Annotated in this window: 15 protein-coding genes; 9 read left to right on the top strand and 6 right to left on the bottom strand. The window is 40.9% G+C overall.

Annotated features, from left to right (window positions below; translation table 11 throughout):
* Positions 1-41: 41 nt before the first annotated feature.
* The 6 genes from JEP36_RS05765 to JEP36_RS05740 form a co-directional block, all read right to left on the bottom strand.
* Positions 42-794, bottom strand: a complete 753-nt coding sequence (locus tag JEP36_RS05765; RefSeq protein WP_198620103.1) for an ABC transporter ATP-binding protein — start codon at positions 792-794, stop codon at positions 42-44.
* Positions 795-823: 29 nt separating this feature from the next.
* Positions 824-1,633: an ABC transporter ATP-binding protein gene (locus JEP36_RS05760; protein ID WP_198620104.1), complete on the bottom strand. Its 810-nt coding sequence runs from the start codon at positions 1,631-1,633 to the stop codon at positions 824-826.
* The gene (gene opp1C / locus JEP36_RS05755) at positions 1,611-2,480 is read right to left on the bottom strand and encodes a nickel/cobalt ABC transporter permease (protein WP_198620105.1); all 870 of its coding nucleotides are present in this window, start codon (positions 2,478-2,480) and stop codon (positions 1,611-1,613) included. The genes JEP36_RS05760 and opp1C overlap by 23 nt, the downstream gene beginning before the upstream one ends.
* 2 nt (positions 2,481-2,482) lie before the next feature.
* Entirely contained in the window at positions 2,483-3,409 is a 927-nt protein-coding gene (opp1B, locus tag JEP36_RS05750; protein ID WP_109373724.1) for a nickel/cobalt ABC transporter permease, read from the bottom strand.
* A 71-nt stretch (positions 3,410-3,480) separates the two neighbouring features.
* Positions 3,481-5,055: a nickel ABC transporter substrate-binding protein gene (gene nikA, locus JEP36_RS05745; protein ID WP_198629971.1), complete on the bottom strand. Its 1,575-nt coding sequence runs from the start codon at positions 5,053-5,055 to the stop codon at positions 3,481-3,483.
* A gap of 11 nt (positions 5,056-5,066) precedes the next feature.
* The gene (locus JEP36_RS05740) at positions 5,067-5,852 is read right to left on the bottom strand and encodes a class I SAM-dependent methyltransferase (RefSeq protein ID WP_109373726.1); all 786 of its coding nucleotides are present in this window, start codon (positions 5,850-5,852) and stop codon (positions 5,067-5,069) included.
* 411 nt (positions 5,853-6,263) lie between these two features.
* On the opposite strand from JEP36_RS05740, the gene JEP36_RS05735 reads away from it, so the two are divergent.
* From JEP36_RS05735 to JEP36_RS05695, 9 genes are all read left to right on the top strand, one after another.
* Positions 6,264-7,781, top strand: coding sequence for a vWA domain-containing protein (locus tag JEP36_RS05735; protein ID WP_198620107.1), 1,518 nt, complete (start codon positions 6,264-6,266; stop codon positions 7,779-7,781).
* Positions 7,782-8,362: 581 nt separating this feature from the next.
* Complete coding sequence (locus JEP36_RS05730) at positions 8,363-9,838, top strand: SrfA family protein (RefSeq protein ID WP_198629970.1); 1,476 nt, start codon at positions 8,363-8,365, stop codon at positions 9,836-9,838.
* 3 nt (positions 9,839-9,841) lie between these two features.
* Positions 9,842-12,826, top strand: a complete 2,985-nt coding sequence (locus JEP36_RS05725) for a virulence factor SrfB (RefSeq protein WP_198626280.1) — start codon at positions 9,842-9,844, stop codon at positions 12,824-12,826.
* A 2-nt stretch (positions 12,827-12,828) separates the two neighbouring features.
* On the top strand, positions 12,829-15,537 hold the full coding sequence (locus tag JEP36_RS05720; protein ID WP_232799437.1) for a putative virulence factor: 2,709 nt from the start codon (positions 12,829-12,831) through the stop codon (positions 15,535-15,537).
* Between the two features lie 3 nt (positions 15,538-15,540).
* Entirely contained in the window at positions 15,541-16,557 is a 1,017-nt protein-coding gene (locus tag JEP36_RS05715; protein ID WP_196533924.1) for a hypothetical protein, read from the top strand.
* Positions 16,558-16,566: 9 nt separating this feature from the next.
* Positions 16,567-18,570, top strand: coding sequence for a vWA domain-containing protein (locus JEP36_RS05710; protein WP_198629969.1), 2,004 nt, complete (start codon positions 16,567-16,569; stop codon positions 18,568-18,570).
* Positions 18,570-19,262: an ABC transporter ATP-binding protein gene (locus JEP36_RS05705; RefSeq protein WP_198620112.1), complete on the top strand. Its 693-nt coding sequence runs from the start codon at positions 18,570-18,572 to the stop codon at positions 19,260-19,262. The genes JEP36_RS05710 and JEP36_RS05705 overlap by 1 nt, the downstream gene beginning before the upstream one ends.
* On the top strand, positions 19,243-20,478 hold the full coding sequence (locus JEP36_RS05700; protein ID WP_198626277.1) for an ABC transporter permease: 1,236 nt from the start codon (positions 19,243-19,245) through the stop codon (positions 20,476-20,478). Before JEP36_RS05705 ends, JEP36_RS05700 begins: the two co-directional genes overlap by 20 nt.
* A complete protein-coding gene (locus JEP36_RS05695) occupies positions 20,468-22,024 on the top strand; it encodes a formylglycine-generating enzyme family protein (RefSeq protein WP_198629968.1) in 1,557 nt (518 codons plus the stop codon). The genes JEP36_RS05700 and JEP36_RS05695 overlap by 11 nt, the downstream gene beginning before the upstream one ends.
* Positions 22,025-22,043 lie beyond the last annotated feature (19 nt).

The raw sequence follows: 22,043 nt of genomic DNA, 5'->3' as shown, positions 1-22,043 counted from the left end.
ACAGCAGTATTTTACTGCTGTCTTTTATTACTATTTATTGATTAAATAACGGATTGAATTAATTTTTTTGAATAATCCTGCGTGACTTTACCTAGGTTATTTATCTCACACAATTCAATATTTTTACCTTGTAAAAAGAACATCACTTTATCGCAGAAATAAGCCACTGTTTGAATATCATGACTAATAAAAAGATAAGAGAGTGTAAATTCTTCTTTTAACTGTTTTAATAAATCTAATATTTGAACTTGAGTGGGAATATCTAAAGAGCTAAGCGCTTCATCTAATACAATAAGTTTTGGATAAGATGCTAATGCACGACATAAACATACCCGTTGAGCCTGCCCTCCAGAAAGTTCAAATATATAACGTGTATAGCAGCTTTTAGATAATTCTACTTTATCTAAAAAAGCAAAAATAAGTGTTTTCAGTGCTTGAGTGCTAATACTTGGATTAATGATTTTAATCGGCTCAGCAATAATTTCGCCTACCGTTAATGTTGGATTAACAGACGTCATATAATCTTGAAAAACGATACTAATTATACCTTGGCGATGAAGTCGTTTTGTAACGGGCTTATTATTTAAAAAGATGGCACCACTATCAGGTAACTCTAATCCACAAATTAAACGCGCTAACGTACTTTTACCACTGCCACTTTCACCCACTAAACCAAAAGCTTCACTCGAATTAATATTAAAAGAGAGTGAGTCGATAACCTTCACTTTTTCACCAAATAGTGTGTTATTTTTTTGAGTATAGTACTTACTAATATTCTCAACGCTTAATAACATAAAACCTCTTTTATTTGGATAATATTAATCTATTTTTTATTAATCAATTGTTCGAAACGTAATGAAAGCTGTCGGCGTGCATTAATTAAATAACGCGTATATTCTTGTGTTGGATGCGATAAAACGGTTATTTTCTCACCACATTCAACCATTTTTCCTTTTTGCATCACTAATATATCGTCAGCAATTTCATTGACTATCCCTAAGTCATGAGAAATAAAAATCAGTGTTGAATGATAAGTTGTGACGACATGCTGGAGTAGTTTTAAAATATCTTGGCGAAGAGGTGCATCAAGCGCCGTTGTCGGTTCATCTGCAATTAATAATTTTGGTGATAAGGCAAGTGCAATCGCAATCATCACACGTTGTAATTGTCCACCACTTAATTGATGAGGAAATGCTTGCATAATAGATTGAAATTGATGAGGAAATACATGAGATAATGCCAACTCAGTTTCTTCTACGGCTTGCTTTTTAGAATAGGAAAAATGGTAGATTAAAGTTTGGCAAAATTGCTTTCCTATTCTCATTAGAGGATCAAAGGCACTCATGCCATTTTGCACAATCACACCTAAAGATGTCCCCAATAAAGCTCGACGTTGAGAAAGCGCCTCATGACTGATTTTCTTTCCATTCAAGAAAATCTCCCCTGACATGACTAATTGTTCAGGTAGTAATCCCATAATGGCTTTACTAATCAAACTCTTGCCACTACCACTTTCGCCTACAATCGCTAATGTACGCCCTTGCTTTATCGAGAAAGAGATATCATCAATCAGTTTTTTTCCGCTTTCTTGATGAGTAATAGAAACGTGCTCAAGCGTCAGTAAGTTGTTCATGCTGTTCTCCTACTGACTGACGATTATCCGGATCAAACACATCACGTAAGAAATCACCCCAAAAATTAAATGCAGTAACAACAAGGGTAATTGCAATGCCTGCGGGTAACATTTGCTCTGGGTGTAATACCATGACATTTTTTGCTTCACTCAACATATTTCCCCATTCTGGCGTTGGTGGTTGTACACCTAACCCTAAAAAGGAGAGCGCCGAGATCATTAAAACAACACTACCAATATCCGTTGATGCTAAGACAATAGTTTCAGCAAACGTTACTGGCAATAAATGACGTCGTAAAATATGACTAGAAGGTGCACCAATCACCTGTGCATATGCAATGTAATTACGATGGGAATATTGGCGAACAACCCCTCTGATCATTCTGGCATACCATGCCCATTTCACTAAAATAACGGCAATTAAGATATTACCAATACCCGGCCCCATTATTCCCACTAACGCTAAGATCATAATTTCTGCTGGGAATGACAAAACCACATCACATAATCGCATAATTAATGTGTCTGTCTTACCATGAAAAAATCCGGCTAACATTCCCATTAACCAACCAATCATTAATGTCACACTCATGGCTAATAAGGCATAAAATACCGTCGTTCTTACACCAAACAATAACCTTGAAAAGATACAGCGCCCTAAATTATCCGTACCCAGCGGGTAATCAAAGCTTATAGGCTTAAATTTCAAACGTATTGAGGTTAATGTGGGATCATGCGGAGCTAACCAAGGGGCGAATATTCCTGCAATAACCACAATCATAATCACCAATAAACACAGTTGCGCACTTTTATCTTTTCCGAGTCGTTGCCAAAAAATCCGCCACATCATTATCTCCTTAGCCGTGGATCTGCCATCATTTGAATGACGTCCATCAGAAAATTAAAAAAGAGAAATAACAGTGACATCAATAAAATATAAGCTTGTATCATCGGATAATCACGACCAAATATAGCGCTGATACATAGTCGCCCTATTCCCGGCCAAGCAAAAATATTCTCAATCACCACCGTACCAGCAATAAGCTTTGGAATACTCATCCCTAAAGCCGTTAAACTGGAATACAGCGAATTACGTAAAATATGGCGACGCAAAATAAGATTATCAGGTAATCCACGCGCTTTGGCATAAAAGACATAAGGCTGATGCCATTGATTTAACATCGCACCGCGTAATAACCGTAAATAAGTGCCGATATACCCTAAAGAGAGCGCCAGAGCAGGCAAAATAACAGACTGAGGCGATAGCATCCCGCTGACAGGCAACCAATCCAAATAAACAGCGACTCCCCAAATTAATAGCAATCCTAACCAATAATTAGGAATAGCCGTTAAAATAAACACAATGAAACGGATACATTTATCCGTAAAACTTTGAGGTTTAGCCACACACCATAATGCTAAAGGGAGTGTCAGAATAATCGTAAAGAATAGCGCGGTTGAAGCTAGCCAAAGTGTTGGAGGTAACGCCCTTAACATCTCTTGAATAACAGGGGTTCTTGTAAGAAAAGAGGTACCAAAATCGAGTTGCAAACCCGCCATTAACCACAAAAAGTAACGCGTAAAAAAAGGCTTATCTAACCCTAATTCATGGCGCATGCCTTCAATGGCTTCGGGTGTGGGGACTATTTCATTGACGCGTAGCGCGACTTCCGCAGGATCAGACGGAGCTAATTCCAACAGAATAAAGGCAATAAATGAAATGATCAGTGCCAGTGGGAAGATAGCCAGCACTCTCCAGAATATATAACGTAGCATAAGATTTGATCAGTGAAGCACGTTGATATTACGTGCCTCACTTATTTTGGTTAATCTCATTGATGCATTAATTAAGGCTTAAAGCGCATCTTTTCAAACGGTATTTCATATTGAGATGGATTAAAGCCCACATTTTCTAATTCACTACGATGGATAGCCTTAGTACGTGAATAGGTTAACGGAATATAGACCGCTTGCTCGGCTAATGACGTAAACAAGTTTTTATAGAGTTCCTGACGGCGCGCTTCATTAGGTGTAATTAATAACTCGCCAATCATTGCATCCAATTGGACTTTATTTGCCAACCCTTTTTGCCCTTGATAATCTGCGTGAGCTGGTATTCTAAATGATGAAACAAAAGAAGCGGGATCGTAAGGCGTTCCCCATGACAGTGAATATTGTAAATCAAAATCACCATTTTTTTGTCTATCTAAATAGGCTTGTTTCTCTTCACCTAAAATCGTTAAACCGACACCAATCTTTTTAAAATCATCTTGAATAAGTTCAGCTATCTCTTTCTCAACGGCATTATTCACATTATAAGAGAGCAATAGCTGTAATTTCTCACCTTGTTTCTCACGAATAGCTTTACCTTTTGGTAATACCCAGCCTTCGGCTTCTAATAGTTCAATCGCTTTTGTTGGTTGATAAGCATAAGTTGGAGAATCAAAATCACAGTAAGGCACACTGCGCGCCATTAAAGTATCAGCGATTTTTTCGCTACCCGCTAAAATACCTTGTGCAATCCCTTCTTTATCAACCGCATATTGTAATGCTTGGCGGACTTTTTGGCTGGATGTCATTGCACGACTACTATTGAGCACAATTGCGCGAGAAGCGATCGGTGCGCTCATTTCAGTTTTGAATTTATCTGACGCCATAAGAGCTTCAAATGAATCCATATCTAACATGTCGCCATCTGCACCAAAAATAAGCTGAATATCCCCTTTTTGTAGAGAAAGTAACATAGTTTGTCTATCGGGGATCACTCGCCACATTACGCCATTTAATACCGGCTTCTCTCCCCAATAATTTGGGTTAACTTTAAACTCAGCATATTGATCTTTTTTATGCTCAGTTAATACCCAAGGCCCTGTACCAATATAGTTCGCAACACCCATTTTTGTTTTGCCATTAATAAAAGAATTTGGCGAAATAAAGCGGAATGGGCGAGTTAAACCTAATTCGGTTAATGTTGGGTAGTAAGGGTTTTTTAGATTTAATTTAACCGTGAATTCATCAACAATTTCAACACTATCAATCTGACGAACTAACTCTAACCACGCATGTCGTTCATAGTTGTCTAGCACAGCTTCAATATTTAATTTTACTGCTTTAGCATTAAAAGGTTCACCATCGCTAAAAGTCACATCATGACGTAAAAAGAAGGTGTAGCTCTTTCCATCAGGAGAAATATCCCAACGCTCCGCTAAATAAGGTGCAACACCTTTTTCGGTATTTAATACAAGGGATTCAAATACCATGTTTTGAGCCGCCATCTCACCAGAGTAGAGATGCGGGTTAATATCACGAATGTCTTTTGTGCTGGCATAATCCAACATATTATTACTTTTATCTGCTAACGCAGGAAAAGCACATGCAAGTGTTAATAATAGTGTTGGGAACACTGAAAATAAGGGCTTCACGTTGTTCTCCTTTAATTATCTATTCTTTGTTTTTGTGCGTGGATCATAAACATCGGTGTGGAGCCATAATTAATCTTTTCTTCTTCGTTCCACACAAAATCACCAATGCGAGTATCTATCATATATCGACTAAAACCGACTTCTAACAGGGTATTAATATCCCATTGAGGGCGTTTAATTTGACTTAACGGTAATTGGCGAGCAATTCGTTCCATCTCTTTGGTATCTGTATTGACGTAGTGATCTTCAACTTGCTTTTCAATTGAACGCTCTCTATCTGCCACAAAACCTTGCCAGTAATTTTCATCAAAAAGATGTAAATACCAATTAGCATCAAAATTAATCAAACTACCACCTGGTTTTAATACACGAAACCACTCTGAATACGCTTTTTGAGGCGCTTTTAAATTCCATGTCACGTTGCGACTCACCACTAAATCGAATTGTTCACTGGCAAAAGGCAGTTGGTGTACATCACCGCGAATAAATTGAATATTTGCCTGATGCGTTTGCGCATTTTGTTTGGCTTCCAGCAACATGCCCTCAGTTGCATCAATTGCCGTGACATCATGGCCTGATAACGCTAATAAAATGGCAAAAAAACCAGGCCCCGTACCAATATCAAGCACTTTTAAGGTTTCACCTTCTTTGATATGCCCCAATAACAGATGACGCCATTTCTGTTGTTTCTCGCTCAGCAATTCCTGTTGATTAGACTCACTATAACTTTCAGCTCTGATATTCCAGTAGCGAGTTACATCATTAAGTAATTGGTTATTATTTATTTTATTTGTCATCAGAAACCTGCTGTTATATCAACGTAAAAAGAGGAATGAATTCCCCTAAAAGCGAATGATTTGGCTATTTTTTAGTGTGGGTAACATACCTTGTAACGCCTTGATGCTCTATGTGCTATATCAATATTCACCAGTACTCAATAAGAGAGATCGGCCAATTTGCGATCTTTATCTTTAACATAAATGCGCATCCTAATGGGAGTGAAGATAAATAAGCAAATGAATTATTTCCCCTGTTAAAATAGAGAAATAAATTGAGCGGATTTAGAAATAAAATTTAATTTTGTCTTATATTAAAAAAGTGAACGCTTTAATTTCACCTTTTTTATAAAACCGTTATAGTCAATAATATTGCTATCTTAATTTGCTTTCTTTAACCGAATATAGCCGTCACATAAGGCTCTCTAAAATATGAATCGAATCTCACGATTAACGGCTGATATTACCCGCGCCGATTTTGCCTTAACGCACCAACAGCAATTACTTCAATTGCTAACTCAACACTTTCCGACTAAGTATCGTTCTCTATTTGCGACGCCAGAGAAAAAGTCGGATGACGTGATTGAGTGGTATTCTCCTGTTTCTGGTAATCCTATCGCCTTAACGTCGTTACAAGGACAAGAGCAGCAAGAAATAAGACGTATTTTAGATGAACGCCTTAACGATATTAAAACGCAAACGGCGCTATTAGCATCGCAAAATAGAATTACGGATGAAGAGCGCCATCTTTTAGATACAGCATCGACGCTACCTGATAGCGAAAGTGTCTATATTATTAATGGGCAACCCGTTATTACATGGTGGCCACGCACAACACCATTACCGCCACCTATTGCACAAGTCACCGCAGGCGCAAGTGCCGCAGCTGCGGGTGCCGCGCTTGCCGATGTACCCGCCAAAACACGTAATCGCTGGTTACGTTGGCTATTACTCTTCTTATTCTTGCTGTTTTTAATTTTATTGGCGTCTTGGTTAAAAGGCTGTTTTGATCCGAAAGCGGTTCCTCCTGTGGTTGAAGAGAAACCTGCCGTTGTCATACCGCCAAAACCAGAGCCTGTTCCTGAGCCAGAGCCAATCCCTGAACCCGTTCCAGAACCTATTCCTGAGCCTATTCCTGAGCCTGTACCAGAACCTGTACCAGAACCTGCACCAGTGCCCAAGCCTGTGCCAGTGAAAAAACTCACTCCATTAGAAGCTTGTGTACAAGATGAATTGAAAAAAGCGGGTGTGACAGAGAAAGCCGCAAATACAACCTGTGAAAATCGCTTAGCCAGTAAAATTAAACAAATGTGCCCCGCAGATCGCCCAGCGGAACTTGCACCTCAAGTGATCCTTATCTTTGATGCCTCTGGTTCTATGGCGCTGAGCATGAATTTAACGGAGAGTGATTTAGACTATATCGCTTCAACTGGACAACTTTTCCCAGGTTATGATGCCGAACCTCGACGGATCACAACCGCAAGAAACGCAGCAATAAAAATCATTAATAACATTCCGTCAGATATGAAAATTACCACCGTTGTGGCATCTGACTGTGGTGTTGTTAAATCAAGCCCTGCTTATGGTGGTAATGAGAGATCAAAATTACTCAGTTACATTAAACGTATTGAGCCCGATAGTGGCACACCATTAGCCGAGTCTATCAAGCGTGCAGGTAATTTAATTAAAGGCAATAATCGTGACACCATTATTGTATTGTTATCAGACGGTTTAGAGTCTTGCGATCAAGACCCTTGTGCCGCAGCCAGAACCTTAAAGCGCGCTCACCCTCGCGCCGTCATTAATGTGGTGGATATTTTAGGTACTGGTGCAGGTAACTGTGTGGCAAATGCCACTGGCGGTAAAGTCTTCACGGCGCGTAATGCGAATGAAGTCAGTTTAATGACTCGAAAAGCGATTGAAGATTATATTCCAAAGAACTGTAAATAATGATTGATTACTGTTTCTAATATTTAACTCACCCTCTTTGGTTTCACATTGAGGGTGAATTTTTTTCACGTATTACGTGTATTTTATTATTATATTGAAGTTCACAAGCTCTATATCTTATCTATTTAAGAGCATTCCTTAATTAGGTATTTTTTTCCTTTTTTATTTCCTCATTATTCAGAATAAACCTATTTTGTGATTATTATCACAACAGTTAGATGATCATTAATAGTTTATTCTTTTATATTTTGTCTTTTTTTTCTTCTATTTCATTATTTTTTAATGTAAAACTCAATATCTCGGTGATTTAATCCATATATTTAAGAAAATATAGCGCAACCTGTAACATCATTATTTAATTATCATAATCGTTACCTTAATATTCCCTCTTTCACTCAAGAAAAATAAAAAAACCTTTAATAATAATCAGTTAATCAACCCTAAATAATCCGCTAGATAGACACCCAATTTCTGATAATATAAAATGTATATCAATTTTATATCTTTATTTTTAGCCTTAAAGCCTATTTACGGATAAGCCAACTTACCCATAGATAATCTTGCCTAGCGGAATGATCGTCGTGAATAAAGCATTCTTACGAAGTGGTAAATTAGAAAATTACCTCCCTATGGGAGAAAATGGACAGGCTGTTTATATCTCGGCACTGCAACTACGTGAAACTCTACGTTTAAGAGGAAAGGCACATATTTCTCAATGCCTTGCTATTCCTCAGCCCAATGAAACAGGCGAGCGTATTGACTGGTATTCACCGATTGACGGCTCTGTTATTCCTTGGTCTGCGGCTTCAGAAGAAGAGCGCACTGCCGCTTATGCTCTACTGAAAAAGAATCAAGATGATTTAATCGCCTTTAGTGAACAAGAACAGCAAAGAGCTGGAAATAAAGAAAGCCAGCTTTTTGGCGCCCTGCTCAGTAAAACTATCCAATTTCCTGACGAAAACCATATTTTTATTGTTGATGGACAACCGATTATTACCTTTTGGGGGTTTGTCAGCGCCAATCAGCAACTTAGAGTTGATCCTGTTGCTTGCTTAAAGCCAGCGGTTGCGCCAATCGCACCAACATCACCAGCGGTTCCACCAGCCCAAGAAAATATCATCATTACTGACACTAAGCGTCCTTGGTGGCGTTTTTTATGGTGGCTGTTACCTTTATTATTACTTCTACTCGCTATTTTCTTCTTAAGAGGCTGTTTTTCAACGCCAGCGTTACCTACGGTCGATATTAAAACGCCAGATATTGAAGCGCCTAAATTGCCAGAACCTACGCTTGAAAAACCGAAAATCCCCACAGTGGTAACTAACGGTCACACCGTCGGTGTGCCAACAGGCACTGTTCACACTGGAACATTAGGCACTGTAGATACGAATGGAAATGTGATTAATGGCACTGACGGTAACGGTGCAGTGATTGATCCTAATACGGGTTTACCTGTGGTTGATCCTCAAACAGACAATAACCAAGGTGCCTTACCTGAAGGAACATTGCCCGAAGATGCACAACAACCGAATGTACCACCCGTTGATCCTGCGGCACAAAATGAGCAACCGAAAACAGATAACAACCCAAATACAGGAAATGAGAGCAACACGCCTAACCCTCCTGTTGATCCCAATGCTCCACCCGATGTTACACCGCCTACGACAGTTGATAACACAACACCACTGACCATTCCTGCGAATGCATTAGCGAATGGCTCAACCCAATTCCTAAATGGCCAATGGAAAGCAGGGGCGGGGATCCAAGATCAAAAAACAGGTAAGCCACTGAGCCTAAATTACCAACTCGATAATGGCAAAGGACAAGTCGTAATGACTCGCAGTGATGGCGTGACCTGCAAAGCACCTGTCAACGCAGCCGTTAATCAAGGCGGATTAAATATTAATAACCAAGGTCAGGCTCTGTGTAGTGATGGCTCAAACTATTTGATGCCAAACATTATTTGCCAGCCAGGAAGCCAAAATATTGCTGATTGCCAAGGAAAATATGAGAACAGTCAGCCATTCCCATTATCAATGAAGCGGGAGAATAACTAATTCATGTTAGCGCCACTGACCGATTATAAAGATAAAATTACCCTTATCCGAGACAGTAATATTCAGTTTCTGGATTTCGGTTTTAAGCTACCACAGCGCAAAGAGTACGGTGAGTTTGTTAAAAAAGGCGAAAACGGCCCGTTAATGCGACTCATCTATAATGAACGAGATGATAACTATCTTTATCCTGCACCTAAAAATCAGCCTCAAACACCGAGAGAAGCTGAATTTAGTTTCTCCCTTGAAGAGTCATTAACACTATTAAATGACACATGGCTACCAGTGCCATTTTTCCGTTTTAATCCACCACGCGCATTCTCTCAAGGCCCTGATAACTGGGTAAGAATGATGTTCCATCAACTGCCAGAGCCCGATGAAGATGGACATACACACCGTGTTGTTGTGGCATTTGATACCCGTATTGAGCCTAATCGCGCCAATACTGCTTATCTTGCACCAAACGAAGAAGATGTTCGCTCTGGTGTTGCTTTTGCGCTGGCCTATTTAGGTTATGAAGTTGAGAACTTCCTTGAAACACCGTGGATTGATGGTTGGTTAAAGGAAGTCTTTAGCGAAAGAGCGCTGGCTGTCACCAAAATGTACCATGATGAACTTGAAGAGGCGCTCAAAGAGTTTCAACATCAAGCACATTACCTCAATTTACTCAATATATTAGGTGAGAAACTACACTTACCTGAAATCAAAATTAACGAAACTAAACCACAAGAGCCTGCGATTGAAGTTGATCTTATTCTTGATGTGGGTAACTCACGCACTTGTGGGATCTTAATTGAAGATCATATCAATGATAACAAAGGGTTAACGCAACTCTATGAAATGACACTGCGTGATCTAAGCCATCCTTATCAAATCTATAATGAGCCATTTGAAAGCCGTGTTGAATTTGCGCAAGCTGAATTTGGTAAACAAGATTTTTCAGTTAATAGCGGTCGCAACAATGCCTTTATGTGGCCCACCATTGGTCGCGTTGGCCCAGAAGCCAATCGCATGGCAGCGCAACGCTTAGGAACTGAAGGTTCAACAGGTATTTCAAGCCCTAAACGCTATTTATGGGACGACTCGCCTTATTCGCCGGGTTGGCGCTTTAGTCGTTCTTTTGGTCAAACAGACAGAGAGCCACTGGCGACTGCTGTGCCGATGACTTATCTTCTAAACGATCACGGTGAACCGTTATTCCGTTTAGAGCCTGATGATCGCATGCCTGTATTTACGCCAAACTATACTCGCAGTTCATTAATGACCATGATGTTAACCGAAGTGTTAGCGCAGGCATTAACACAAATGAACAGCCCAGCTCAACGCCTTAAAATGAGTCACGCAAGTGCGCCTCGTCAATTGCGCAATATCATTTTGACTATTCCACCTGCAATGCCAAAACCAGAGCGCGCTATTTTTGAGACGTGCATGGAAAACGCATTAGGGCTAATTTGGAAAGCCATGAATTGGGACCCGACTGACGAAAAATTGCGTTTTGACGGTAAAGATGAACAATGTCGTATACCGATGCCAAACATCCATGTGAAATGGGATGAAGCCACTTGTGGTCAGTTAGTTTATCTCTACAACGAAACTCAAATTAAATTTGGTGAGCGTACTGAAGCCTTTTTTGCCAGCCAAGTGCGTGAAGATAACCGCACATTAACGGGTGATAGTACATTAAAGATTGCCTCAATTGATATTGGCGGCGGAACAACCGATCTCGTTATCACACGCTATAAATTGGATACAGGTACAGGTAGCAACGTCAAAATTATTCCAACACAGTTATTCCGTGAAGGATTCAAAATTGCAGGTGATGATATTTTATTAGATATCATCCAAATTTGTGTGTTGCCTGCATTACGCACAGCATTAACGGATGCGGGTATTTCTGATGCTGATGCTCTGATGTCTTCTCTTTTTGGCAGTGAAGGTTTAGATGCAGGGCAACAAGTGTTGCGCCAACAGCTTACCCTACAAATCTTTAATCCGATTGGGTTAAAGATTTTAAGCCAATACGAAAACTACGATCCCTTAGTTCCTCATGAAGGCATTAACAGTACTTTTGGTGAATTACTTAACGTTCTACCGACAGAACATGTACGTCGTTATATTGATGACGCAACCAATAAAGAGCTTGGTGGTGGCGACAGTTTCTCCATTTTAAATGTGCCTGTACAAATTAACTTTGCGCAATTGCACGCTGAATTTATTTCAGGTGAACGTATTAATATCACACGTAGTTTAAAAGCACTGTGTGAAGTACTTTATTACTACTCCTGTGATGTTTTACTGCTAACAGGCCGCCCTTCTCGTTTACCGGGAATTCAAGCGCTATTAAAAGTATTACAGCCTGTACCGCCTTCTCGTATTCTGCCATTACACGGCTACAAAACAGGGGGTTGGTATCCATTCAACAAAAAAGGCCGTATTGACGATCCAAAATCAACAGCGGCAGTCGGTGCAATGTTGTGTTTAATGGCTGAAAATGCACGTTTACTCAACTTCTACTTCTCGACAGGTAACTTTAAAACTTACTCAACAGTACGTTATTTAGGGATGTTGGATAACAACAACACTATTTCCGATAATGACGTTTACTACCGTGATATTCAGGATAAATTTGAGCCTGATCCTGATACCTATTTTGAAGTCAGAGGCGGAATACGCTTAGGTTTCCGTCAATTGGATAATGCCCGTTGGCCTGCGTCTCCACTTTATACCTTACGCATTAAAAATCCGAAATTGGCACAGCAACTTAGCCAAGAAGACAGCGTATTGCATATCAAGTTGGGAGAAGAAAGAGGTGCCTCCGGCCATAATGATGACAATAAATCTGAAAAATTACGTATTGAAGAAATGGAGCTTATTAATGGCAAAGGTGGCGTTAATAAGAACGGTTTAAGCTTCAAACTCAATACGTTAGCAGATAGTGGTATTGGTGAAACATCCTATTGGCTGGATAGCGGGAGTGTATTAGGTAAATGAATATGATGGATGAAAAACAGTTAACAGCCAAATGGGATGCCATTTATCAAGGCGCAGGTAAAGCCATTGATTGGGTAACGGCCGTAAGAGGTAATGCACCTCGTTTAAATACCGAAGCCGATAGCCTTATCTATCGTCTGCGCCGTAGCCGTAATATGGCGAAAAATCTCAGTTTAGCGACACAACGACCAATGTCTGTGGGCTTTTTTGGTCTGTCTCAGGCAGGAAAATCGTACCTGATTTCAGCACTTGCCGCAGGACAAGAAGGCCGATTAAGAACGAGCATGTCAGGTAAAACCCTTGATTTTATCGACCACATCAACCCACCAGGTGGCGGTAAAGAAGCCACAGGTTTAGTGACTCGCTTTAGTCGCAATGCCACAAAAGGTACGCAAGAGTTTCCTGTCGAGCTACATCTTTTCAGCGAAATTGAGATTGTTAAAATTCTCGCCAATGCTTATCTGTATGACTTTAATCAGGAAAAAATTGAATTTGAATTAGATGATGAGAAAATTTCTCGTTTAATCAATTCATTAAGCACACAACGCAGTGCGACACCTGTTGCGGGTATTACTCATGATGATGTTGTTTCATTATGGGATTATCTGCAACGCCATGCGGAAAAAAGCCAGAAAAAACTGGCGACAACCTATTGGCCTAAAGCGATTGAATTAGCGCCTTATCTCAGCATTGCGCAACGCGCTAAACTCTTTTCTGTGTTATGGGGCGATATTGCAGAGCTGACATCCGCTTATCAACGTTTTAGCACCACACTGGCTTCTTTAGGTAATGCATCTCTTGTTTTGGCTCCGCTCTCTTCTTTAGTCAAAGAACAAGACGGCGTGTTAGTACAAGCAGACAGTATTATGAATGTGGATATGTTAGAGCGTCTCAATACTGCCAATGATAGCCAGATCAGCATTTGTCCTGTTCATGGCGATCGTATTGATGCCCCTGTCACATTGTCATTAGCCGAATTAACTGCACTGACGGTTGAATTAGTCGTCCCATTATTAGATGCACCGAGTAAGGCTCTATTTGAACACGTTGAACTGCTTGATTTTCCGGGCTATCGCGGTCGTTTAGGCGTTGAAACTATGGCGGATGTACGTCGTCAGGTCAACGATGACAGCGCTAATCCTCTGGCACAGCTTATTCTTCGGGGTAAAGTTGCCTATCTGTTTGAACGTTATACCGATAACCAAGAGATGAATGTACTTGTGGTATGTACCGCATCAAACAAGCAATCAGACGTAAAAGAAGTCGGTGCAGTTCTCACAGAGTGGATCAATAACACGCAAGGTAAAGATGCATTAACACGCGCTAAACGCCCTTCTGGTTTAATTTGGGCAATGACCATGTTTGATATGCGTATTACCAACTCATTAACCCTGAATGAAGCGTTATTGCGTCAATCATGGGGTAAAGGTGGCATGATCAAAATGGCCATGTTAGAGCGCTTTGGTCAATATGAATGGATGTCATCAGATTGGATCAATGGTGAAGCCTTCAATAACACCTTCTTAGTGCGTAAACCAGGTGTACCTACCCCATTTATTCAAATCAGTAATGGCAAAGAGACTGTCTTAAACGAGGACAGTGTTTCACAATTACATCTGATGAAAAAAACCTTTGCTGAAGACGAAACTGTCCAACGCTATATTCGTGAGCCAGACCAAGCATGGGATGCTATGTTGTCGCTTAACGATGGCGGTATGCAACGCCTTGCCGACTACCTTGAAACCGTTGCGTTAAAATCACTGAAACTTGAACGTATTAGTGAGCAATTGCAAGAAATTCAACGTGATTTAATCGGTCATCATCTTGAAAAATGGTATCAATCAGGCGGTGAAGAAGAGCTCCAAGTCAAACGCCGTAACGCAGCCACTATTTTACGCTTTATGCAAAGTCGCCCTTATTTGCAAGGTGCTTTACTGGATTACCTGTTGCCTTCTCGCAAATCACTCTACGATCTATATATGCAAGAAAAAGAGGTTATCGATACGCTTTCAGATAACAAAAAAGCGACTCAAGCGCCAGTTTCTGCCTTTGCAGCTATAGAGCAACCGACTTTTGATCTCTTTAGCGATGCCCCGATTTCTCTAGAGCCTGAAGAAGATGAAGCCCCTAAAGGTCACGGCAATGAGGTTACCTATCCTAAAAAAGTGATGGCATTATGGATAAATCATCTGCGTAGCCTGCCTGATAACAGTACCTTGTTAACCTATTTAGGCATTGACCAAGAAATTATGGTGCTGTTAGTTGATGAGCTTATCACGGCTATTAATCGCCTAGGTGTTGAACAACGCATGTTGAAAACCCTTGCAGGGACAGAAGCCATTGCCCGTCGTGATGACTTAGCCGAACAGCAGTCATCTCGTGTTTATAATGTACTGGGTGATTTTATTACTTGGTTTAATTTCAAAGATAACGGTGTTGAGAAGCCAGATAGCAAAATCAATGTCGGTCATAAAATCTTTGAAAAACCCGATAACACTAGCGTGCAATGGGGTGAGGATGAGCGCTTAGTTCGCTTACCTACCAACCCTGTTAACTACACCCTTTTATTTGTAATTGATTGGCTTATCGCTTTATCAGCGATTATTACTGAGAATGCGGGGCATTCTGCGGGAAGAGAGATCAGTGCTGAACAAAACGCACTATTAGGCCAAATAATTCAAACCATGAAATCATCCGTCGTGGAGTCATAATTCGTGTTTAATCCAGAATTAAAACCCGTACAACCTGCTCGTCCTGGCTTTGCGGTATTAAGTATTCGTAATTGGGAAGGTGACGCTTCCCCTGTTTATTTAAGCATTCAGCGTAACCAAGATCGCTATTTCTTAAATGATAAAGGGGAATGGGTAGGTAATGCCTTTTTCCACCAGCTTTCACTTGAAGATGCTGATGACGGTTATCAAATCGTTCTTGATAAAACGTTGGTTGATCCCCTCGTTAGCAACTTACAAATGGCGTATCAATTTACGTTGAAAGACGATAATGAAACACAAGATATCGGGCGATTACGTATTCGTGATGGCGTATTAGCCTCACAAGCGCAAGGTCAAAGTGAAGCATTAAAATCAACGGCAACATTAGATAATCAGCCTGTTCCACCGGCTCCTATTGTTGAAGAAGCGCCACAGGAGCCAGAGCCAGAACCTATCAAAATTGGATCTGAAGAACCAGAGCCAATTATCCCTGAAATCAAAGTAGATGAACCGCCACAGCGCCCAATACCACCCGCGCCGAAAAAATCAAAAATTGGCTTAATTTTAGCCATTATCTTGATTTTAATTTTAGCAGGTGTCTTAACATGGTTCTTCTTACTAAGAGGTAATCCTGCTGGCGAGCCTGCGCCACAGCCGACACCAGAACCCACAACCCCAAGTGTGTGTAGTGTTGAAAATATGAAATCTGGTACTGCATTAGCCTTTGTACAAAGCTGCATACAGAGCCAACCAGATAGCAAAACTATCCTTGCAACGATTGAACAAGCAAAACAGAACAATCAATGTGATGTTGCTCAACGTTTATATGCTTATAAAGCACAATCAGGTGATGTTGATATCGCACTGAATTACGCTCGTGAATACGATCCAGAAACCGCATCAGCACAAGGTTGCTTTAGTGCAGACAAAGAAACGGCCATTTATTGGTACGAAGCGGTTCTAAATCATGACTCACAAAACAGCGACGCAAAAGCGCGTCTTGAAGCTTTGAAAAAATAGGAAAGTCGCATGAAAAAGGCGCATTGGCTTACTCTTATTCTCAGCGGTTTAATTCTAACAGCACCAACAAGTGCTGAAGAGAAAAAGCCGCTATTACAAGAGGGTAAAAAAACCCTCTATCAACGTGTATTAACTTATCCAGGTTGCCAAGTTGCTGACAAGATTGGCGCAACAGGGAAAGAGCAACCTGCATTTAGCCGTTTTTATGTTTATCAGCGTCAAAAACAAGGCGCCAATGAGTGGCTACAAGTTGGCCCTGATAGCTTAGGTCATATTAGCGGTTGGATGAATGCAAGTTGTACATCAGAGTGGAAAATGCAGTTAACTCTCGCATTTACTAACCCTGCGGGTCGTAACCCAATGCTGTTTTTCAAAGATAAGCAAACGGTTGAAAGCTTACTTGAAAGTCCAACCCCTGAAAAACAGTACAAGCCCTTTTTAGCAGATATCAAAAACCAAAAAGTGAATCAGGCTGTTTTAGCAAAAGAGCCTGATTATATGATTGATCAGAAAAGTAATTTCTATCTACTGCCTGTATTAGGCTCAGATGAAGTCTTTACTGATGCTGGCTATAAAGTGCGAGTGCTCAATGTGGCTTCTGTCTCTTCACAAACCAAAGACAGCAAAGACGCACAGAATGCGAATGCTACTGCAAACAGTGCAAAACCAACAACACCTAACAGCAAAGATGCTGACAATATGATGCAAGGTTTTTCTGCCGCAGTAGTGTTTGTTATCGACTCAACAATATCAATGGATCCTTACATTGATAGAACCAAAGAAGCGATTCAAAAGGTTTACGCACAAGTCGAAAAAGACAACATGTTGGATAAGGTCAAATTTGGTTTAGTGGCATTTCGCTCTAATATCAAAGCCGTTCCTGCATTGGAATACGACAGCAAAATGTTTGTTAATCCCAATGATGTCAAAGATGGCCCTGACTTCCTCAATAAAGTCAAAGAATTACGCCAAGCGAAAGTCTCAAGTAGCCGTTTTGATGAAGATGCTTATGCGGGTGTAATGCAAGCCCTTGATGATGTTGATTGGACACGCTTTGGTGCGCGTTACGTTATTTTAATCACCGATGCAGGCGCATTAACGGGAGATGATCCTCTTTCATCAACTAAGCTCGATGCTGAACAAATTCGCCAAGAAGCCGCTTATCGCGGTGTTGCACTTTATACACTGCATTTAAAAACGCCATCAGGTGCAAAAAATCACGCTTCTGCACAAGCACAATATGAGGCGCTAACGCTCAATCCTTTCTTACACAAATCGCTTTACTACCCGATTAATTCAGGGGATATCAATAGCTTTGGTCGGATGGTCGATAGCCTAGCAACCGCTGTAACCACTCAAATTCAAACGGCTTATCGTGGTGAAGCGGCTGTGGGTAGCGCACTAAATGCTGATCCTGCTTATAGCAAAGACAAAGAAACAAACACCTTACTTAACGATGCGCACGATTTAGGGTATGCCATGCGTTTAGCCTATTTAGGTGAAAAACAAGGCACTAAAGCACCACCTGTGTTTAAAGCATGGATAAGCGACCGTGATTTATTGCAGCAAAATATCCCAACTACAGAAGTACAGGTCTTATTGACTAAAAGTGAGTTGAGTGATTTAAGCGATGTCATGAAAAAAATCGTTAATGCTGCTAATGAAGGTTTGATCTCTCCAGACAATATGTTTGCGGATTTGCGTTCGATTGCCGCCACAATGGGTAACGATCCAAATCAAATCAAACAAGGTTCAGCAACCAAATTAGGCGAAATGGGCTTACTCGGTGAATACATCGAAAACCTCCCTTACTTAAGTGAGGTGCTTGGTTTAGATGAAGAAACGTGGAAAAGCTGGGATGGCCTTGAGCAAGAGAAATTTATCCGCCGACTCAATACGAAGTTGCAATATTATCAACGCTATAACGAAGATGTTGATCGTTGGATATCCCTTGCACCACAAAGCGATCCTCGCGATCACGTTTATCCTGTTCCACTGGAAAACCTGCCTTAATGATCCAGATTGAAGGCATGGCAATTACGCGTGGTGATGCGCAACACGGCTTTCGTGTTGCGCTTCCTTCATTGACCCTTGAGAAAGGGGAAATCGGCGCACTAACTGGCTTAAGCGGTTGCGGTAAAAGCACCTTATTGGAAATGTTCGGGCTGATTTTACGTCCCGATGAATTAACCCATTTTCAACTCAGTGATGATTTAATTATCACGCAAGCGGTGTTGAATAATGAACAAGCGCAACTCTCATCATTACGTGCTGAGAAATTGGGTTTTATGCTCCAAAGTGGCGGGTTACTTCCCTTTTTAACCGTCATGCAAAATATCCAATTACCTCGTAAAATGTTGGGATTAACACTGCACTCTTCTTGGCTTGATCACGCTATTGATCATCTGCAATTACGCCCCTTGCTTAATCGCCTTCCTCGCCAGCTCTCCATTGGTGAACGTCAACGCGCTGCGTTTATTCGCGCAATCGCCCATGAGCCAGCTTTATTACTTGCCGATGAGCCAACGGCCGCTCTCGATCCCCATAATGCACAAGCGTTGTATGCATTGATTGTGGAGATGGTAAAACAACTCGATATCTCTGCGCTGGTTGTTAGTCACGATTGGTCTTTAGTCGAGCGTTTTGGCTTCAGCCACTATCACGCACAACTAGAAGGAGGCGGTAGTGTCTTTATCAAACAATAGCGCCAATCCTAATCGCCTTGGCTTACTCAGTTCACTCGCTTGGCGAGACTTAATTTATGATCGCAAAGTCGCTCTCTGTATTGTGTTCTCTTTAGTCTCAGTTATTGCACCACTGTTACTGCTATTTGGACTAAAAAACGGCATTGTGACGCAGCTTCACAACCAACTGCTAAATGATCCTCGTAACCTTGAAATACGTATGTTAGGCAATGGTAATTATCCACAAAGTTGGTTTAATGAGATTGCACACAAAGAAGAGGTTCGTTTTGTTATCCCATTAACTCGTAGCTTAAACACACAAGCCGATATTGTGATTGATGGGCAACATTTTATTGATAATGCGGAAATTATTCCGACAGCAGAAAACGATCCGTTATTAGAAGGTGTGGCTATTCCCAAAAATGCAGACACCTTAGTACTTTCGTCCAATGCCGCTCAAAAACTACAAGCAAATGTCGGCGATAGTGTGCGCTTATTTATCAGCCGTAAACTTAATGGCGTTAATGAGCGCGCCAAACGCACCTTTACTGTTGGCGCCATTATCAGCGATAGCAAATTTCCAAGAGCGGCCGCTTTTGTTTCTCTTGATGTTTTAGTGGCAATGGAAGATTACCGAGATGGTTATCAAACGCCGCTTTTTGGCATAACACAAGGCACTGAAGCGAAACCAAGAACTCAATTTGCTAAAGCTCGCCTTTATGCAAAAAATTTAGATGCCATTGCACCACTAGATGATTGGTTTAGACAACAACACATTGATGTGATGACACAAAAAAGCCAAATAGAGTCTGTAAAAGCCATCAGCTACGTTCTTAACGTTATTTTTTCCGTGATTGCTTGGGTATCACTATTAGGCTGTATTGCCTCATTAATTGGCGCCTTCCTTGCCAATATTGATCGCAAACGTAAAGACATGGCAGTACTACGCCTATTGGGTTTTCGTCAATTTGCAGTTTCTTTATATATTGTGTTGCAAGCGCTGTTATTAACGAGTGTTGCCTTTATTTTAGCCCTTGGGCTTTATGGTATCGGTAGCACCTTATTTACCACATTATTAGGCACACATTTACCTGAACAATCCTTTGTCTGTCAGTTAACATTCTGGGATTTATTGATTGCCATGTGCAGTGCCTTACTTGTGGCTTTAGTGGTGGCAAGTATTGGTGCATTACGTGCCGTTTCGATTGAACCTGCGGAGAGCTTACGTGAAATTTAATTTATCACTTCTAACTTTATCATTCGCGCTGTTATCTAGCAGTTTTACCGCATCTGCCAAATGGGATGATAAATTCGTTAACCCAAAAGCTTTGCCTGATGATGTGATCTTGCCTTTTCCTTGTGAAGGTTCAATGGTCTTTCGCCAAGTCACTATTCCATTAAGCCAACCGCTACAAGACTACAGTGTGACATTAGGGCAAGAAGGCGATGAATGGGGTTATTTGGAACAATCACGAGCAGAACATATTGCGGGTAGCTTTCCATTAAAAGGTAAAGAGAAAGGCCGTTACTACCTTATGGCAAAATACCCCGTTACCGATCTGCAATATAACGCCATGCAGAGCGTGATTAACGGTAAAGAGTGCCCTGTTGCGTCAAATAAATTACGTTTACCAAAAGTGAATATCAGTTGGTATGAAGCAATGCAATTTGCAGACCAATATAACCAATGGTTAAGAAGCAAACATCCCGAAGCACTACCTGTTGAAGATGGCGCAAAAGGTTTTGCAAGATTACCGACAGAAACGGAGTGGGAATTTGCGGCGCGTGGTGGCTTAAAAGTGTCTGCCTCAGAATTTCGTGATATGCGCTTCCCGATGCCAGAAGGCACCAAAAACTATATTTGGTCTGCGGGCAGTCAATCTGCGAATGGCTCTTTACAGTTAACCGGTTTGTTATCGCCTAATCCACTAGGCTTACATGACATGCTCGGTAATGTCGCTGAAATGATGTTTGAACCCTTTAGATTAAACAAACTCGACCGCTTACATGGGCAAGCTGGTGGCTTTATTGTGCGTGGTGGTAGTTATCTCACCCCAGAAAGCGATATGCGCAGTTCATGGCGTCAAGAAGAGCCTTATTACACCAATACCGGTGCAAATAAAAACAAATACACAGGCTTTCGTTTAGCGATTGTCGCGCCAGCATTGACATCGAGAGACAAAATCAAAGAGATCGAAAAAGAGTGGCAACAACTGGGCAATGAGAAGCCCGCTAACGATAAATCAAAAACCAATAGCGATAACTCGATTAATAGCCTAAATACGCTCTCAACCCAGGTGCAAGATGAAGCACTGAAAAAACAGTTAGCTGAATTGAAAAATACATTACGCGCAAATACCCAACTGCGTGATGAGCAACGAGATCAAGCTATCCGCACATCACTGCAATTGGGTGCATTTTTATGTACCAAATTAAAAGATGATGGCGAGTTCTACGACAGATTAATTGCATTACATGAAAAAAATTGTCCTGCGGGCACAAAAGATGCCACTTGCGAACGACGCCAAGAGCAAGTTAACGAACATAAGAAAACCCTCGACTTTGTCGTGAGTTATTACGCAGACACATTAGTGGATATGGCAACAACTTATGATGCCTCTTTGGTGAAACCACAAATTGACGTTGTACGCCAATTGATGGAAGCCAGAGGAAAATCAAATTTAAATACGTACCTTTCAACGTATATGCAGGGACTCCAAGGATATTGGGCTAACGGTAAAGTTTCACGGAACGAATGGCTTGAAGCGTGCAAAAAACAATAACAGAGACTTGGGATAATAG

The organism is Proteus sp. PR00208, from assembly GCF_016238545.1.
GTDB lineage: Bacteria > Pseudomonadota > Gammaproteobacteria > Enterobacterales > Enterobacteriaceae > Proteus.
This window is presented reverse-complemented; position numbering and strand designations above follow the sequence as displayed.

Excerpts from the sequence above, each read along its gene's own strand:
- JEP36_RS05765 (WP_198620103.1), bottom strand. The coding sequence starts at position 794 with ATGTTATTAAGCGTTGAGAATATTAGTAAGTACTATACTCAAAAAAAT.
- JEP36_RS05760 (WP_198620104.1), bottom strand. The coding sequence starts at position 1,633 with ATGAACAACTTACTGACGCTTGAGCACGTTTCTATTACTCATCAAGAA.
- opp1C (WP_198620105.1), bottom strand. The coding sequence starts at position 2,480 with ATGTGGCGGATTTTTTGGCAACGACTCGGAAAAGATAAAAGTGCGCAA.
- opp1B (WP_109373724.1), bottom strand. The coding sequence starts at position 3,409 with ATGCTACGTTATATATTCTGGAGAGTGCTGGCTATCTTCCCACTGGCA.
- JEP36_RS05740 (WP_109373726.1), bottom strand. The coding sequence starts at position 5,852 with ATGACAAATAAAATAAATAATAACCAATTACTTAATGATGTAACTCGC.
- JEP36_RS05735 (WP_198620107.1), top strand. The coding sequence starts at position 6,264 with ATGAATCGAATCTCACGATTAACGGCTGATATTACCCGCGCCGATTTT.
- JEP36_RS05725 (WP_198626280.1), top strand. The coding sequence starts at position 9,842 with ATGTTAGCGCCACTGACCGATTATAAAGATAAAATTACCCTTATCCGA.
- JEP36_RS05720 (WP_232799437.1), top strand. The coding sequence starts at position 12,829 with ATGATGGATGAAAAACAGTTAACAGCCAAATGGGATGCCATTTATCAA.
- JEP36_RS05710 (WP_198629969.1), top strand. The coding sequence starts at position 16,567 with ATGAAAAAGGCGCATTGGCTTACTCTTATTCTCAGCGGTTTAATTCTA.
- JEP36_RS05705 (WP_198620112.1), top strand. The coding sequence starts at position 18,570 with ATGATCCAGATTGAAGGCATGGCAATTACGCGTGGTGATGCGCAACAC.